At 63.8% G+C, this 16005-nt stretch carries 13 protein-coding genes and 1 tRNA gene; 7 read left to right on the plus strand and 7 right to left on the minus strand.

Annotation, left to right across the window (positions count from 1 at the left end):
* Nucleotides 1–148 precede the first annotated feature (148 nt).
* Nucleotides 149–1165, plus strand: a complete 1017-nt coding sequence (locus tag ACVW16_RS16355) for a 1-aminocyclopropane-1-carboxylate deaminase (protein WP_092231250.1) — start codon at nt 149–151, stop codon at nt 1163–1165.
* Nucleotides 1166–1237: 72 nt separating this feature from the next.
* Here the strand turns inward: ACVW16_RS16355 and recQ are convergent, their stop codons facing one another.
* From recQ to ACVW16_RS16375, 4 genes are all read right to left on the minus strand, one after another.
* The gene (recQ, locus tag ACVW16_RS16360; RefSeq protein ID WP_456736960.1) at nt 1238–3097 is read right to left on the minus strand and encodes a DNA helicase RecQ; all 1860 of its coding nucleotides are present in this window, start codon (nt 3095–3097) and stop codon (nt 1238–1240) included.
* A gap of 102 nt (nt 3098–3199) precedes the next feature.
* A complete protein-coding gene (locus tag ACVW16_RS16365) occupies nt 3200–3943 on the minus strand; it encodes a polysaccharide deacetylase family protein (RefSeq protein WP_456736959.1) in 744 nt (247 codons plus the stop codon).
* Between the two features lie 124 nt (nt 3944–4067).
* A complete protein-coding gene (metA, locus tag ACVW16_RS16370) occupies nt 4068–5069 on the minus strand; it encodes a homoserine O-succinyltransferase MetA (protein WP_456736958.1) in 1002 nt (333 codons plus the stop codon).
* A gap of 11 nt (nt 5070–5080) precedes the next feature.
* Nucleotides 5081–6382: an O-acetylhomoserine aminocarboxypropyltransferase/cysteine synthase family protein gene (locus ACVW16_RS16375; RefSeq protein ID WP_456736957.1), complete on the minus strand. Its 1302-nt coding sequence runs from the start codon at nt 6380–6382 to the stop codon at nt 5081–5083.
* Between the two features lie 343 nt (nt 6383–6725).
* Here ACVW16_RS16375 and ACVW16_RS16380 point away from each other — a divergent pair, with 343 nt between their 5' ends.
* Nucleotides 6726–7826 (plus strand): cellulase family glycosylhydrolase, encoded by a 1101-nt coding sequence (locus ACVW16_RS16380; RefSeq protein ID WP_456736956.1) that lies wholly within the window; start codon nt 6726–6728, stop codon nt 7824–7826.
* Between the two features lie 118 nt (nt 7827–7944).
* Here the strand turns inward: ACVW16_RS16380 and ACVW16_RS16385 are convergent, their stop codons facing one another.
* Together ACVW16_RS16385 and ACVW16_RS16390 are read right to left on the minus strand one after the other, a co-directional pair.
* Nucleotides 7945–8835 (minus strand): LysR family transcriptional regulator, encoded by an 891-nt coding sequence (locus ACVW16_RS16385; RefSeq protein WP_456700196.1) that lies wholly within the window; start codon nt 8833–8835, stop codon nt 7945–7947.
* Between the two features lie 90 nt (nt 8836–8925).
* Nucleotides 8926–9882 (minus strand): MurR/RpiR family transcriptional regulator, encoded by a 957-nt coding sequence (locus ACVW16_RS16390; RefSeq protein WP_456736955.1) that lies wholly within the window; start codon nt 9880–9882, stop codon nt 8926–8928.
* Between the two features lie 235 nt (nt 9883–10117).
* Here ACVW16_RS16390 and ACVW16_RS16395 point away from each other — a divergent pair, with 235 nt between their 5' ends.
* The 5 genes from ACVW16_RS16395 to ACVW16_RS16415 all read left to right on the plus strand — a co-directional run bounded on the left by ACVW16_RS16395 (nt 10118) and on the right by ACVW16_RS16415 (nt 15482).
* On the plus strand, nt 10118–11659 hold the full coding sequence (locus ACVW16_RS16395; protein WP_456802371.1) for an ABC transporter substrate-binding protein: 1542 nt from the start codon (nt 10118–10120) through the stop codon (nt 11657–11659).
* An 81-nt stretch (nt 11660–11740) separates the two neighbouring features.
* Complete coding sequence (locus ACVW16_RS16400; protein WP_456700198.1) at nt 11741–12685, plus strand: ABC transporter permease; 945 nt, start codon at nt 11741–11743, stop codon at nt 12683–12685.
* Nucleotides 12682–13542: an ABC transporter permease gene (locus tag ACVW16_RS16405; protein ID WP_456736953.1), complete on the plus strand. Its 861-nt coding sequence runs from the start codon at nt 12682–12684 to the stop codon at nt 13540–13542. The genes ACVW16_RS16400 and ACVW16_RS16405 overlap by 4 nt, the downstream gene beginning before the upstream one ends.
* A gap of 3 nt (nt 13543–13545) precedes the next feature.
* Entirely contained in the window at nt 13546–14520 is a 975-nt protein-coding gene (locus ACVW16_RS16410; RefSeq protein ID WP_456700200.1) for an ABC transporter ATP-binding protein, read from the plus strand.
* Entirely contained in the window at nt 14517–15482 is a 966-nt protein-coding gene (locus ACVW16_RS16415) for an ABC transporter ATP-binding protein (RefSeq protein WP_456802372.1), read from the plus strand. Before ACVW16_RS16410 ends, ACVW16_RS16415 begins: the two co-directional genes overlap by 4 nt.
* Nucleotides 15483–15728: 246 nt before the next feature.
* Here the strand turns inward: ACVW16_RS16415 and ACVW16_RS16420 are convergent.
* Nucleotides 15729–15818: transfer RNA gene (locus tag ACVW16_RS16420), tRNA-Ser, on the minus strand.
* Between the last annotated feature and the right edge of the window lie 187 nt (nt 15819–16005).

The raw sequence follows: 16005 nt of genomic DNA on the forward strand, positions 1-16005 counted from the left end.
TTCCGTAAATCGGTGCAGATCCGGAAGGAATCTTATTTAAAAATTCCGTTCCTGCAAGGTTACGCGCAATATGAGTGCAAAATTCGAGAACACCTTCTTACGGCGCAATGCTAGCACATCCCGACGCAACGCCAATCGGGACGAACCCATGAACCTGGACAAATTCGCGCGCTATCCGCTCACATTCGGCCCGACGCCCATCGAGAAGCTGGAGCGGCTGTCGAAGCATCTCGGCGGCAATGTCGAGATCTACGCCAAGCGCGAGGACTGCAATTCGGGCCTCGCCTATGGCGGCAACAAGCTGCGCAAGCTCGAATACATCATCCCCGACGCGATCGCCTCGAATGCCGACACGCTGGTCTCGATCGGCGGCGTGCAGTCGAACCACACCCGCATGATCGCGGCTGTCGCGGCCAAGATCGGCATGAAGTGCCGCCTCGTGCAGGAAGCCTGGGTGCCGCACGAGGACGCCGTCTATGACCGCGTCGGCAACATCATGCTCTCGCGCATCATGGGCGCCGACGTGCGCCTGGTCGATGACGGTTTCGACATCGGCATCCGCAAGAGCTGGGAGCAGGCGATCGAGGAAGTGAAGGCCGCCGGCGGCAAACCCTACGCGATCCCTGCCGGCGCCTCCGTGCACAAGTTTGGCGGCCTCGGCTATGTCGGGTTCGCCGAGGAAGTGCGTAAGCAGGAGAAAGAGCTCGGCTTCAAGTTCGACTACATCATCGTCTGCACCGTCACCGGCTCGACCCATGGCGGCATGCTGGTCGGCTTTGCCGCCGACGGCCGTGCGCGAAAGGTGATCGGCATCGATGCGTCGTTCACGCCTGCGCAGACGAAAGCGCAGGTGCTCTCGATCGCACAGAACACCGCAAAGCTCGTCGAACTGGGCAAGGAGATCGTTGCAGACGACGTCGTGCTGATCGAGGACTACGCCTATCCCGCCTACGGTGTGCCGTCGGAAGAAACCAAGGAAGCGATCCGCCTCACCGCACGCCTTGAAGCGATGATCACCGACCCTGTCTATGAGGGCAAATCGATGCAGGGCTTGATCGACCTCGTCAAGAAGAACCATTTCGAGAAGGGCGCGAAGATCCTGTACGCCCATCTCGGCGGCGCGCCGGCGCTCAACGGCTATGGCTACGCCTTCAGGAACGGCTAGGCCATCAAGGCTGTCGTCCCGGGGCGCGACGAAGTCGCGAGCCCGGGATGATGACGTTGGCAGGAGGACGCCCTACCGCGTCCGGACGATCTGCAGCAACTCCTCGCCGTAGTGCTCGAGCTTCTTGTCGCCGATCCCAGGGATGTTGCGCAGCTCGTCGAGCGTGGTCGGCCAGGCCCGGACGATGCCATCGATGGTGGCATCGTGCAGCACGACATAGGCAGGCACGCCGCGCTCGCGCGCCACATCCGAGCGCCAGGACCGCAAGCGCGCACGCAATTCCGGATCGACATCGCCCTGCGACGCACTGGCCGCAGGCGCCAAATCGCCACGGCGCGGCTTCGTCCGGCCGGCGCGGACGCGCGCGGAGGGCGCCTCCTCGCGCAGCCAGACCTCGGTCTCGCCGCGCAGGACGCCGCGCGCAGAGTCGGTCAGCTTCAGCGCGCCGAAGGCCTCGCTGTCGGCCCGCAAATGTCCCATCGCCACCAGCTGTCGCAGCACGGTGCGCCATTGCTTCTCGTTGAGCTCGCGCCCGATGCCGAACACCGACAGCTTGTCGTGGCCGAACTGCGTCACCTTCTCGGTCAGGCGCCCGATCAGCACGTCGATCAGGTGCATCGCGCCGAAACGTTGTCCGGTGCGGTAGGCGCAGGACAGGAGCTTCTGCGCCAGCACCTTGCCGTCGCGCATCTTTGGCGGCGTCAGGCAGTTGTCGCAATTCCCGCAGCTCTCGCCATGCTGTGTTTCGCCGAAATAGGCAAGCAGCCGTCTGCGCCGGCACTGTGCGGTCTCGGCGAGACCGACCAGCGCATCGAGCTTGCCGATCGACACGCGCTTGAAGTCATCGGACCCACTGGACTCATCGATCATCCGGCGTTGCTGCACGATGTCGGAGAGGCCATAGGCCATCCAGGCTGCGGACGGCTTGCCGTCGCGCCCCGCGCGCCCGGTCTCCTGATAATAGGCCTCGATGCTCTTGGGTAGGTCGAGATGCGCGACGAACCGCACGTCCGGCTTGTCGATGCCCATGCCGAAGGCGATGGTCGCGACGATGACGATGCCGTCCTCATTGAGGAAGCGATCCTGGTTGCGCGAGCGCACACTGCCGTCCAGTCCGGCGTGATAGGGCAGCGCTGCAATACCGGCGTCATCCAGCGCGGCGGCGACCTCCTCGACGCGATTGCGGGAGAGGCAATAGACCACACCGGCATCGCCGGCATGACGCTCCCGGATGAAGTCCTTGAGCTGCGACACCGCATTGCGCTTGTCGACGATCTCGTAGCGGATGTTGGGCCGGTCGAAGCTCGAGACGAATTGCGGGCTGTCCGTCAGCTGGAGCCGCTGGACGATCTCCTTGCGCGTCAATTCGTCGGCGGTCGCGGTCAGCGCGATCCGCGGCACGTCGGGAAACCGCTCTGCGATGATCGAGAGGCCGACATATTCGGGGCGGAAGTCGTGGCCCCATTGCGAGACGCAATGCGCCTCGTCGATCGCGAACAGCGCCACCTTGGCCTGCGCCAACATCGAGAGGCAGCGCGGCGTCACCAGACGTTCCGGCGCGACATAGAGCAGGTCGAGATCGCCCGCGATCAGGCGACGCTCGATGTCCGAGGCCTCCTGCGAAGACAACGACGAGTTCAGCGCGGCGGCGTTGACGCCGGCCTCGATCAGACCCGCGACCTGATCGCGCATCAGCGCGATCAGCGGCGAGACCACGATGCCGCAGCCCTCGCGCAACAGCGACGGCAATTGATAACATAGCGACTTGCCGCCGCCGGTCGGCATCAGCACCAGGCAATTGCCGCCATCGGTGACGTGCCTGACGATCTCGCCCTGTGCCCCGCGAAAGCCCGGCAGGCCGAACACCGAATGCAGCACGGACAGCGCATCGCGGCCATCGGACGGCGCCGGCGCGGTTGAAGAGGGGGACATGGGCGCGTCGCGGGGTTCCGAGAGATTCGTCACGACGCCAGTCGCATGGCGGGGCTGGCGTTGCAAGTCCATCTTTCCCCCCGAGCGGGGCAAGGCGAAAAGCTACGCCCCGATCCTGCGCAGGCCCTCGGCGACCGTCACAATCGGCATGCCGCGCGTCGCGGCGGCCTTCAGCGCATGACGCAGCAGCGCCGGGGTGCAGCCATAGGGGCTCGGTGCGTCGACGACATCATGGCCGTAAAAGATCAGCCAGCCGCCGCTTGCGACCGCCTCGTCAAAATAGCGGTCGACGCCATCAGCATCGATCTCGCAATTGACCAGCGGCGAAGCGCGCAGGAACTGGAGATCGATGACGTTGCTGTTGACGCCGGGAAGAATACCGCGCGCCGAGCGGAAGGTCTTGGCGAGTTGCGGCTTTCGCCAGACCGAGGCGAGACCATAGGGATAAGCGAAATTCTCGAGCCGGATCGAGGAATCGATGCCGAGAAAATAGCTGCGGTTGCGTTCGATCTCGCGCGCCATCGCGCTCTCGTCGAGATCGACCGCGCGCCGATGCGAAAACGTGTGGCAGCCGATCTCGTGACCGCTCCGATGCAACCGAATGATCGCATCGCTCGACAGGCCGTGCCAATGATCGCCAGGCTGATCAATCAGGCTGCCGGCGAGATAGAACGTGCCGTAGCCACCATGCGCTTCCAGCATCGCGGCGCCCTCGCCTGCCGCACTATCGGGGGCATCATCGAAGGTGAAGCTCACCATCGGCGCGTGGGCCGGCAAACGGTGCGGCGCGGCGCGGAAATGCCGAGCCAGCCGATTGCTCAAGCGTCCGTTGAGAGTCGACAGCACGGGTGCATTCCCTGTGATTCCAATATTTCCATACTGAAACATCTGCGCGCCATCGAAGGCAAGTTTAACGCTTGGGTAATCCTAACGCGGAACCTGATTCCAACGCGGAACCAACGGCCCCAAATCAGCGCGCGAGCAACGGAGCATCCGTGTCCGCACCGAGATAATGCAGCCAATTGCGGAAAAGCGCTGCGGCGGCGCTGCCTGCGGCAATGTCCGTACGCAAAGTCAGTGCGGGCAGCTCGTTGGTCAGCGCAGGATGGCGCTGGTGCTTGGCGCGCTTTTCGAAGCGCGCCAGCTTCGCTTCGGTCGCTGCGTCAAAATAGCCCACCGGCAGCGCGGGATAGACCTCGCGCTCCCTGGCCAGGTAGCGGCCGATGTCACGCAGATATTCCCGCTGCAGCGAGAGCGTGTCATACTCAGGGTGGCCCTGGAAGAACACGAACCGGCTGGCGTATTGCCTGACGAAGATGTCGACGCCGGCCCGGGCCGACCGGGTCAGCACCTGATAGCCGGCCTGCGCGAGATCGTGCTCCGTGACTTCGTTCAAGCGTGAATGCGAGACCTTGAGCGGCGCCGGCGCATTGCGCGTCAATGCGTCACTGTTCACCGTCTCGCAGTCGAAGATGCCGTGACATTTGGACGGCAGCCGCCGTCGTCCGATGCGATCAAGATGCAGCACCGCCGCATGGGCGGCGAGGCATGACCAGATCGTCGAACGCGTGTTGATCCTGGCCCAGTCGATCAGCTCGGTGAGATCGCGCCAGTACGGCTCCTGGTCGAGCTCAGGTGCGACCGGCTCGGCGCCAGTCACGATCAGCCCGTCGAATTTCTGACGCCTGAGATCGGAGAGATCGCAATATTCGCTCTCGACATGCCATTTCGCTTCCGGCGAGCGCTTGACCGACGGCAACGAAAAGCAACGGAAGCGGATGCGGCGCGACCCTGCGGCAGCCTGGAGCAGTCTCATGAACTGCCGCTCGGTCGCCTTCAGCGCCGCATCGGGCATATTGTTGATCAACCCGATGGTCAACTCGGCGCCGCCGCGATCGCGCGCGAGATCACCCTCTGCCGGAACCAGCGCCGGGCTTGCGATACCTTGATCCCTGGCGATCAAGACGCTCATCGACCGTTTGCCTACTCCGCGGCCTCGAGACGCGCAGCCGGGCAGGCCTTTTCCAAGGCTTGGTCGATGTCCTCGATGATGTCGGAGGCATGCTCGATCCCGATCGAGACGCGGATGGTCTCGGGCAGCACTCCGGCGATGCGCTGATGCTCCGGCGGCATTTGCCGGTGCGTGGTCGAAGCCGGGTGGCAGGCCAACGACTTGGCATCACCAATGTTGACAAGGCGAGTGATCAGCTTCAGCGCGTCATAAAAGGTCTTGCCGGCTTCCATGCCCCCCTTGATGCCGAACGTGAACAGAGATGAAGCATTGCCGCCGAGGTATTTCTGGACCAGCGGATAGTATGGGCTGTCCGGGAAGCCCGTGTAGTTCACCCAGGCGACGCGGGGATCCTTGCGCAGGAATTCGGCGACCTTGCGGGCGTTCTCGCAGTGGCGCTCCATGCGCAGCGCCACGGTCTCGATGCCCTGGAGCAGCAGGAAGGCGTTGAACGGCGACAGCACCGAGCCCATCGTGCGCTGATAGACGCTGCGCGCGCGCTCGATATAGGCGGTCTTGCCGAAGCGCTCGGCATAGACGAGGCCGTGATAGGACGCGTCCGGCTCATTATAGGCCGGGAAGCGGTCAGCATGCGCAGCCCAGGGGAAGTTGCCGGAATCGACGATGGCGCCGCCGAGCGTGGTGCCGTGGCCGCCCAGGAACTTGGTCAGCGAGTGCACGGCGATGTCCGCACCGTAATCGAACGGCTTGAGCAGGATGGGCGTGGCAACCGTGTTGTCGACGATCAGCGGCACGCCATGCGCATGCGCGACCTTGGCCAGCGCCTCGATGTCGCAAACATTCCCGGCGGGATTGCCGATGGTCTCGGCGAACACGGCGCGGGTGTTCTCGTCGATAAGCTTTGCGATTGCATCAGGCGCGTCGCTCTCGGCGAAGCGGCCCGTGATGCCCTGGCGCGGGAGAATGTGGGAGAGCAGCGTGTGCGTCGTGCCGTAGAGCTGCGGCACGGACACGATGTTGCCGCCGTGGTCGGCGACATTGACCAGGGCGAAGTGCAGCGCTGCCTGGCCGGTCGCAACCGCGAGTGCACCGACACCACCTTCGAGCTGTGCGATGCGCTTCTCAAGCACGGCGCTGGTCGGATTGGCGATGCGGCTGTAACGGAAACCTTCGGCCTCGAGATTGAAGAGCGCCGCGCCGTGGTCGGCGCTGTCGAAGGCGTAGGCGGCGGTCTGGTAGATCGGCACGGCGACCGCGTGCGTGGTGGCTTCGGGCTCATAGCCGGCGTGAATAGCGATCGTCTCGTTCCGCATCGTACCACCTCCGCATGGAGCGGGCCGCACTCATTGGCCTGTATGAGGCATGTGCGTTGTCCGTCCCTTCTCTGTTAGAGGCGGGGGGTAAAGCGGACAATAATTCGCTTAGACATCGAGGAAGTAACCCTAACGATTGTTGGTGAATTGGCTAAAACCTGAATCAATTTGGATGAAATGGGAACAGGTCAGACCATCGTCTCCAGGCGCGTCCGCATGATCCCGCACGGCTATGGTCGGCCGCCGGCCCGCATTCATCCCCCGTACATCCGAGTTCGGCACCATGGCGCGTGCAACGTCGCTGTGCTCGCTGTGGGGAAAGCCCTGATCGATGTACAAGAAAATGGTGCTGCCGCCCAACCTTGCCATCATGTTGCGGGCTCTCGCACGATTGAGCCTCGCACTCACCCTGTTTGCGCCGCCCACCGCTTTCGCTGCCCAGAACGTTACGCTCAAGGGCCGCGAGTTCTTTCTCGACGGCAAGCCGTGGCTGCCCAAGGGGATCGATGTCGAAGCGCTCAATCGACCGCTCGGCAATTACGAGTCCGCGTCCCTGCAGGAATCGGCGAAGCAAGTGCGCCAAGATTGGGGGCCGGCGGAAATCGGGGCGATCAAGAACGTCTTTGGTGCTCAGGCGATTCGCCTGACCATCAGTCAGCCTGGACTTGATCCACAATCAGCCATCTACTCGGCGGCCTATCGTGACGAGGTGCTGAAGGTCATTCGGCAAGCACGCGCCGGCGGCCTTGTCGTCATTCCGAACATGGACGCACAGGGCGAAAATGGCGTGCCGAACCTGCCTTGCATGCCCAACGACAGCACGACGCGGGCCTGGAAGACGCTTGCTCCGTCTCTCATCAATGATCCCGGCGTGATGTTCGAGCTGTTCAACGAGCCGTGCCGGGCCAACTGGGATCAGGCGCGCAAGGAATGGGCGAGCGAAATGCAGGTCCTCGTCGATATGTTCAGAGCGATGGGGGCTCGCAACATCCTGCTGTTGGATGGACTGGGCTACGCGCAATGGACGAATGACCTGTTCCCGCTCGTGCACGACTCCCTTCCCGATCGGCTCGCCCTGGCCGTCCATCCTTACCTCGACGGCTTGAAGAAGGAGCCGACGTCGACGCCGGAATCCTATTTCAGCGCGCACTTTGGTCGGGACGCCGCCAGCTATCCGATCATCGCCACCGAATGGAATGCAGTCGAGACGAACGGTTGCGTCGATGGACCGCTGCCTGAAATCGCCCTGTCCCTGGTGCGCTATCTGCAGCACATGCACATCGGATTGATCGGCTGGGCGATCGATTCCGAACACGGCAAGCTGGTCAAAGACCACATTCATTTCGAACCGACCAACTACGACGATTTTCAGGGATGCTCGGGCAAGAACGGCCCGAACATCTCGGGCGCCGGCCGGCTGCTGGCCGCGTTTCCGAACAATTGATGCCGTTTCATCGAACCAAGCCCCATGTAGCGGATGCGGACGTGGCTCACGTCCTGCGCCACCACAGGTCAGCGAAAAGCTCTTCGCCGGGCTGAGATGCCGCGGGCGAGGCCGCGTCCTAATCGATGAAAGCCGCGAGTTCCTCGGGCGTGCCGGAGGGGAAGGCATTCTTCAAGAAATCGAGAAACGCCGACACGCGGGCGCTCAGCAATCTGCGTGACGGGTAAAGCGCCCAGAGCGCGATTTCCGGTCCCTCGACATCGCCCCAATGGATGAGCCTGCCGGCGCTCAGATCGTGACTGACGAGCGACACCGGGAGGCGCGCGGCGCCGACGCCGGCGCGGACGGCATCGCGAATCATGATGAGCGACGACAGGCGAAGCACCGGAGCGGTCGTGATCCGGACTTTCCTGCCCCGTGCAGTCACGTCCCAGGCAGGGTTCAGATCACCTGCCCCCCGCACGACGGCCGGAACGGCGCGATCGGCCTTCGGCCTCCTCAGGTCGGGGCCGGCGACGACCACCAGCCGGTCCCGCATCAGAACCCGTCCGACGAGCGTTTCATCCGGATCCGGATTGACCCTGATCACGAGGTCGTAGCCTTCCTCGATCATGTCGACGGAACGATCCTCCGTCGTGACCTCGAGCCGGACATCGGGGTATTTCAGCGCGAAGCCGGCGGCGAGCTTTCCCATTGCTGTCTGCGAGAACAGCAGGGGTGCACTGACCCGCAGCCTGCCTCGCGGCTTGTCGCTACCAGACGAGATCGACGCCGTCGTGTCATCAAGTTCGGCGAGCAACGCAGCGGTCCGCTCATGAAGCGCACGCCCTTCCTGCGTGAGCTTCAACGTGCGCGTTCCGCGCTCGAAGAGACGCAGGTCAAGGCTGCTCTCCAGTTCGGAGACGCGGCGAGAGAGCGTCGCCTTCGGCCGTCCAGACGCCCGGGCGGCCCGCCCGAAGCCTCCGTGCCGCGCGACGAGGTTGAAATCGGCGAGTGCCAGCAAATCCATGTCGTTCCACCAATGAGACGCCTTGTTGTTTTGTAGCGCATTCGGAGTTGCAGGCGGATTGCGATCGTAACCGGTGGCAGCCGCGCAGCTTCAATCGCCGAGCGGCCCATTCGAGTTGCCATCCGTGCCCTTCAGCAACTCGTATTTGATCCGCCGCATGCGGGCCTGCGCCTCGAGCGGCTTGCAATAGGCGGTCGAGGCGGCGAGCAGGTCGATGGCAGCGAGAATGGCATAGCGCGAGGCGGTCGGCTTGAGCGCGTCAGGCGCCTCGGGCACGTGTACGCCCAGCACGATATCGGCGATTGAAGCCAGCCGACTTCGCGGCTTGGTGATCGCGACGACAAGGGCGCCATATTGCCTGGCAATGGCCGCGGCCTCGATCACCTCCTTCGCCATCCCGGTCGTCGAAATCGCAACGACGACATCGTCCTGGCCGAGCGTCGCCGCGATCATGCGCATCAACCGGGGATCGGAGGCGTGGGAGACGGCGATGCCAAGGCGAAAGAACCGATTCTGAACCTCTGCTGCAGCGAGCGTCGAGCCGCCGCCTACGCCGAAGGCGGCAAGCTTCGAACAGCGGGAGATGGCTTCGGCGGCCTTCTCGATATCCTCTCTCGCCAGCCCTTCTTCGGCAGCCGCAATGGCGCGACGGATTTCCTGAAACACCGAACGCCAGAGCGCCGGTCGCGCCAGATCCGTCCCGACATGCGGGGGTGGCTCGATGTAGATCCGTCCAACCGCCATGGCTTGCGCCAGCCTGACCTTGAAGTCACGGACGCCGCGGCAACCGACAGAGCGACTGAACCGCGTGACGGTGGGTTCGCTGACGCGGCCGCGGCGGGCGAGCTCGGAATTGCTGGCGTGAATGGCAAATTCGACATCAGCCAGAACTACCGTCGCGACGCGTTGCTCCGATGGGCTGAGACCCGGCGCACTTTGTCTGATGACGGAGAGGATATCGCCGAGGACCAATTCCTCGCGGCTCGGCTGGGTCGCTGCCGCCGTTCGAGCGGTTCTCGCCGGGTGAATTCGCTTCGCGCGCGGCATTGCCCGCCTTCCTCGACCCCACATCGACCCGCGCCCGTTGGCCGGGAGCTCTCGTAAGAAACTTACTAAACAGGCCCGGCCGCGGTTCGCCTTTCGAACAATCCAGGCAATTTTAGGCTTGAAAGCTAGCATATCCTGTATGTAGCTTTCAAACAAAGGATAACGTGTTGCGGCACCCATGGCTGCAGCATGTCCGCTGCCTGCGATGGCGGTGGACCAAACGGGAGTGGTGAACATGAGACGCGCTCTCAATGTTTTGGCGCGTGGCGCCGTCGGGTTAACCGCCGCCTTGCTCCTGATGACGCAGGCGAGCGCCGCCACACTGCTTCGAGAAGCCACCGTCGGTGAGCCGCCGCCGCTCGATGTCATGTTGACGACAGCGGACGTCGCATCCGTCATCGGCCGCCACGTCTTCGAGACGCTGTATGCGCTGGACTCGACCTACACGCCACGCCCGCTGCTGGCCGAGAGCGCTCGCGAGGACGACGGCGGACGGACCATCGTCATCAAGCTCCGCGAGGGCGTTCTCTTCCACAACGGCAAGGAAATGACCGCGAAGGACGTCGTCGCCTCGATGAGGCGCTGGGGTAATTACGGCGCACGGGGCAAGCTCCTGATGGCGACGGCCAGTTCCGTCGAGGCGACCGGGACTTACGAGGTCACGCTGAAATTGTCGGCACCGAATGGCGCCTGGAAGACACTCGTTGCGGACGTCAATGGCGGGCTCGCGATCTATCCGGAAGAGGTTGCAACCAATGCCGGCAATCGACCGATCGAGCAGAAGGACTATATCGGCACCGGTCCCTACAAGTTCGTGGAGTGGCGGCCGAACCGGTATGTCGAGGTCGAGAGATTCGACGGCTACAAGCCGGTGAAGGACAAGGCCGACGGCTTCGCCGGCGCGCGCGTCGCCGTGTTCGACAAGATCCGGTTCATCCCGGTGCCCGATGTCGGCACGCGGGTGAGCGGCGTGCAGGCGGGCGACTATGACTATGCGGAAATGATCTCCGGCGATCTCTACGAATCGCCGAGCAAGGACGCGTCGGTCCAGGTGCAGCGGACCAATGCGCCGATCTTCGGCCTGTTCTTCATGAACTCCAAGCAGGGCATCCTGAAGGAGAATTACAAGCTCCGCCGCGCCATCCAGACCGCGCTTGACAAGTCGCAGGCCCTGCGCGTGGCCTTCGGCCCCAAGGACCTCTGGAATGCCGAGGGATCGATCTTCCCCAAGGGCACGCCTTGGTACTCGAGCGAGGGTGTCGCCAGCTACAGCCCTCACGATCCAAAGAAGGCCGCGGAGCTCGCCAAGCAGGCGGGCTACACGGGGGCTCCCATCCGCCTCCTGGTCTCGACGAACTACCAGGCGCATTATGACGAAGCCTCCGTCTTCACCCGCCAGCTGGCCGACGCCGGAATCAATGTTCAGATGATGGTCGTCGATTGGGCGACCCTCCTGAAGATGCGAGGCCAGCCCGAACAATGGGACATCTTTGTCACCCACCATTCGTTCTCGGCCGACCCGCTGCTCCTCACATTCCTGAATGCGAGTTATCCCGGTTGGTGGGACAGCGCCGAGATCAGCTCGCTTCGGACAGAGTTGATCAGCTCGACCGATCCGGCCGCACGCAAGGCGACATGGGACAAGATCCAGGCGCTGATCTATGATCAGGTGCCGGTCATGAAGGTGGGCGATGCCTACACCTATGACATCGCCTCGCCCAAGCTCAAGGGGCTCAATCCGAACGGCCCCGCCTTCTGGAACGTATCGGCGAAATAGGGAGCGCGGGACGAAAGCCCTGGGGACGATGAGCGCCCGCAAGCGTCGCGCGTCGTCGCCGTTGATCAGCCGCACAATCACATGTGGTCATTTGCACTCAAGCGCGCGGGAACGACGGCGGTGACGCTCGTGGCGGCGTCGGTCATGATTTTCGCCTTCATCCATGTCGTGCCCGGCGACCCCATCTATGTCTTGCTCGGCGACACCGCGACGCCCGACCAGATCGACGCATTGCGGCATCAGCTCGGTCTCGATCAACCGATCATCCTGCAATATCTGACCTGGGCGGGCCACGTGCTCGAGGGCGACCTCGGGCGATCGATCTTCTTCCAGGCGCCCGTCACTTCGGTGATCGCCGATGGCGCCGAAACCAGCGTCCTGCTCGCCACTTTGACGATGATCTGGGTCGCCTTGATCGGGGTCCCGGTCGGGGTGATTGCAGCAGTCCGGCACGGCACCTGGCTTGACCAGGGCCTGTCGGGCGCGGCGATGCTGATGGCCTCGATCCCAACGTTCTGGGTCGGGCTCTATCTGATCCTGATCTTCGCCGCCTGGCTCGGCTGGTTTCCGAGCTCCGGCTATCCGTCGATCTTCGAAGGCGGCGTGATCAACCTGCGCTATCTCGTTCTTCCCAGCCTGGCGCTGGCGGCTCCGAATGCCGCGCTGATCCTGCGGCTGACGCGCGCCAGCATGCTGGATGTCTCGCGCGAGGATTACGTGCGCACTGCCCGAGCCAAGGGAATCCGGCCATGGCAGGTGGTGCGCCGGCACATCCTGCGCAATGCGCTGTTGGCCGTCGTCTCGGCATTCGGCTTCACCTTCGCGGCGCTGCTCTCCGAAGCCGTGGTGACGGAAACCGTGTTTGCCCTGCCGGGCATCGGCCGCCTCGTCGTTCAATCGATCCTGCGCCGCGACTACCCGGTGATTCAGGGCGTCATCCTGGTCATCGTCGTCGCCTATCTGCTGATCAACTTGCTTGTCGACCTCAGCTACCGTGTGCTCGATCCCAGGGTTGAACTGCAATGAGCCGCGACGCCGCGATCCTTTGGCTGAAGCCATTCATCGCCCGCCCGATCGCGCTGGCGGGACTGGGCATCCTCTCGACGACGGTGCTCGCTGCGCTCTTTGCACCCTGGCTGTCGCCTTACGATCCCAATGCCATCGATCCGGTGATCCGCCTGACGCCGCCGAACGCGATCCATTGGTTCGGAACCGACCAGTTCGGCAGGGACACCCTGTCACGCGTCATCCACTCTGCGCGAATGGCGCTGCTGATCGGATCTGGCGTGGTGCTCTTCGCCCTCGCGACGGGCGTGCCGGTCGGCATTCTGTCGGCCCTTTTCCCCCGTCTTGGTCATCTGCTGATGCGGATGGTCGACGTCCTGATGGCGTTCCCGACGCTGCTGCTCGCGCTCGGGCTGATCGTCATACTGGGGCCGAGTTTGACAAATGCCATTCTCGCCATCGGGCTCGGCTACATGACGACAACGACGCGCATCGTTTACGGCCTGACGCTGCGCCTGCGCGCCGAAACCTATGTCGAGGCATCCCGCAGCATGGGCGCCGGGACGATATGGCTCATCGGCAAGCACATCCTGCCGAACCTGATCTCGCCGCTTCTCGTCCAGGCGAGCTTCGTCTTTGCGTTTGCGCAGCTTGGCGCGGCGTCACTCGATTTTCTCGGCCTCGGCGCCCCGCCGGAAATTCCGAGCTGGGGCAACATGCTGGCGGAATCCCGCACCTTCATCACGCGCGCTCCCTGGCTGCTTTTTTTCCCGGGCATGATGATCGTGGCGACGGCATTCTCTCTGAACCTGGTCGGCGACGCCTTGCGCGACCGGCTCGATCCGCGGTTCCGTCAAGTCTTTGGCGAGAAGGGCTAGGCCGTGCTGACGGTTCGAGATCTCACGGTGTCATCGGGGCCGGCGACCGAACCGGTCGACATCGTCGCCGGTGTATCCTTTGACGTGGCCAAGGGCGAGATACTCGGTCTCGTCGGCGAGTCCGGCTGCGGCAAGAGCATGACCTCGCTCGCGGTCATGGGCTTGCTGCCGCAGCCCGGTCCGCGGGTTCGCGCCGGGCGGGTCGAGCTCGACGGCCGCGACGTGATCCAATTGCAGCCCTGGCAGCGCGTCGAAGCGGGGCACGGTCGCACGGCCATGATCTTTCAGGAGCCGATGACCTCGCTGAACCCGGTTCGCCGGATTGGCGATCAGATCGTCGAAGCCGTGCGGGTGCATGACAAAGTCTCCGCTGCCGCGGCGCTCTCCCGGGCGCGCGAGCTTCTCGAACTGGTGCGCATGCCCGACCCCGGAATGCAGCTGGCCGCCTACCCGCATCAATTGTCCGGCGGTCAGCGCCAACGGGTCATGATCGCGATTGCGCTGGCCTGCAGGCCTCAGGTTCTCATCGCCGACGAGCCGACCACCGCTTTGGACGTCACCATTCAGGTCCAAATTCTGGGCCTCCTGCGCGAGCTCTGCGGACGGCTCGAGATGGCGATCTTGTTCATCACCCACGACATGGGCGTGATTGCGCAACTCGCGGACCGCGTGGCCGTCATGTATGCCGGCCGGATCGTGGAAACCGCAGGGGTCGATGCGGTTTTCGGCAGTCCCCGCCACCACTATACGCGTGGATTGATGGACTGCATGCCGTCGCGAAACGCCGGCGCGCGTCGCCTGCCAACCGTATCGGGTCAGCCGCCGGCGCCCGGCGCGATAACGGCGGGCTGCGTTTTTGCTCCGCGCTGCGCAGCCGCGCGCGAACAGTGCCACGTGATGGCCCCGTCCCGCGTCCAGGTCTCGCAAGGGCACGACGTGCTCTGCGCCTTCCCGTTGAAAGGTGGAGAACCGGCGTGAGCGGGGACGACATTCTGCACGTGCGGGATCTCAAGGTTTCCTTCGCCGTCAGGCGCGCCGGCCGGAAATACCGGGTGCAGGCCGTCGACGGTGTGTCGCTCTCGTTGGCTGAGGGCGAGGTGCTCGGGATCGTCGGTGAATCCGGTTGCGGCAAAACCACCCTAGGCAGGGCCATTGTCGGGCTGGTCCAGGCCAACAGCGGCAGCATCAGGTTCAAGGGCGTCGATGCGAGCGGCGCCGGCGGGACCGTCCGGCGCGCGATGCATCTGAACGTCCGGATGGTTTTCCAGGACCCCTACGCATCGCTCAATCCGCGGCGAACGATCGGGGACTCGGTGGCCGAGGCCGGAGACATCAACGGCATCTTCAGGGATCGTGCCGAGCGAAGCGCCATGATCGCCGAGACGTTGGCGGCCGTCGGTTTGAACCCGTCTTTCGCCGCTCGCTATCCCTACGAGCTGAGCGGCGGGCAGCGTCAGCGGGCCGGTATCGCCCGCGCCATCCTGCCTACGCCGTCCATCGTCGTCGCCGACGAGCCGGTCTCGGCCCTCGACGTATCCGTGCAGGCGCAGGTCTTGAATCTGATGATGGACCTGCGTGAGCAGCTGCGGCTGTCGATGCTCTTCATTTCCCACGACCTCGGCGTGATCGGACAGATCAGCGAGCGCGTCGTCGTGATGTATATGGGTCGCGTCGTGGAGCGAGGCAGGACGCGGACCGTCCTGGATCATCCCTTGCATCCTTACACACGCTCGCTCATCGCAGCCATTCCGCTGCCGGATCCATCGAAGCGGATCCTCGGCGCGATCGAAACCAGCGAACCACCAAGCCTCTTCAAGCGGCCAAGCGGCTGTGCTTACGCTGCCCGGTGTCCCCTGGCCAGCGACCGCTGCCTGATCGACGTTCCGGAGCTTCGCTCCACCGGCAATGACGAGAGAGCACTGGCCTGCCACAACGTTTAGATGAGCGCGTCCACGGCTGCCCAAGCGCGTGAATTGCGGTGTGGCGTACCGACTCTGAGCGACCCGGGAGATAGGTGACAACTGCCCTGCCGAGCGCTACCGGGGCTCAACGCGCTGCCATGCCGGCCTGCCAGAAATGACTTCGACCTGGAGCGCAAAACCCCTGCCCCCCGTTCGGCGCGAGGTTGTCAGCCATGTCTTAGGTACGACCTGTTACCGATGTCTCCGGGCTGGACACCGCGCCAATGGCGGAGAGAGTGGGATTCGAACCCACGGTACGGTTTCCCGCACACACGCTTTCCAAGCGTGCGCCTTAAGCCACTCGGCCATCTCTCCGGAGCGCCCCTCTCTTGAAGGGGCGCCGGTGATTTTGCAAGGGATCGCGGGGAAATCGGGTGAATTTTCTGCAACTCATTGTATTCACAAACGATTCTCGGCTGCCACGCGACCGCCCGGAAGCATCTTTTGGCTGAACCGAGGGAGGGTTTGGTGCGACGATTCACTTGAAATCGCCAAACAGGAC

The sequence above is a fragment of the Bradyrhizobium sp. USDA 4474 genome (assembly GCF_054057515.1).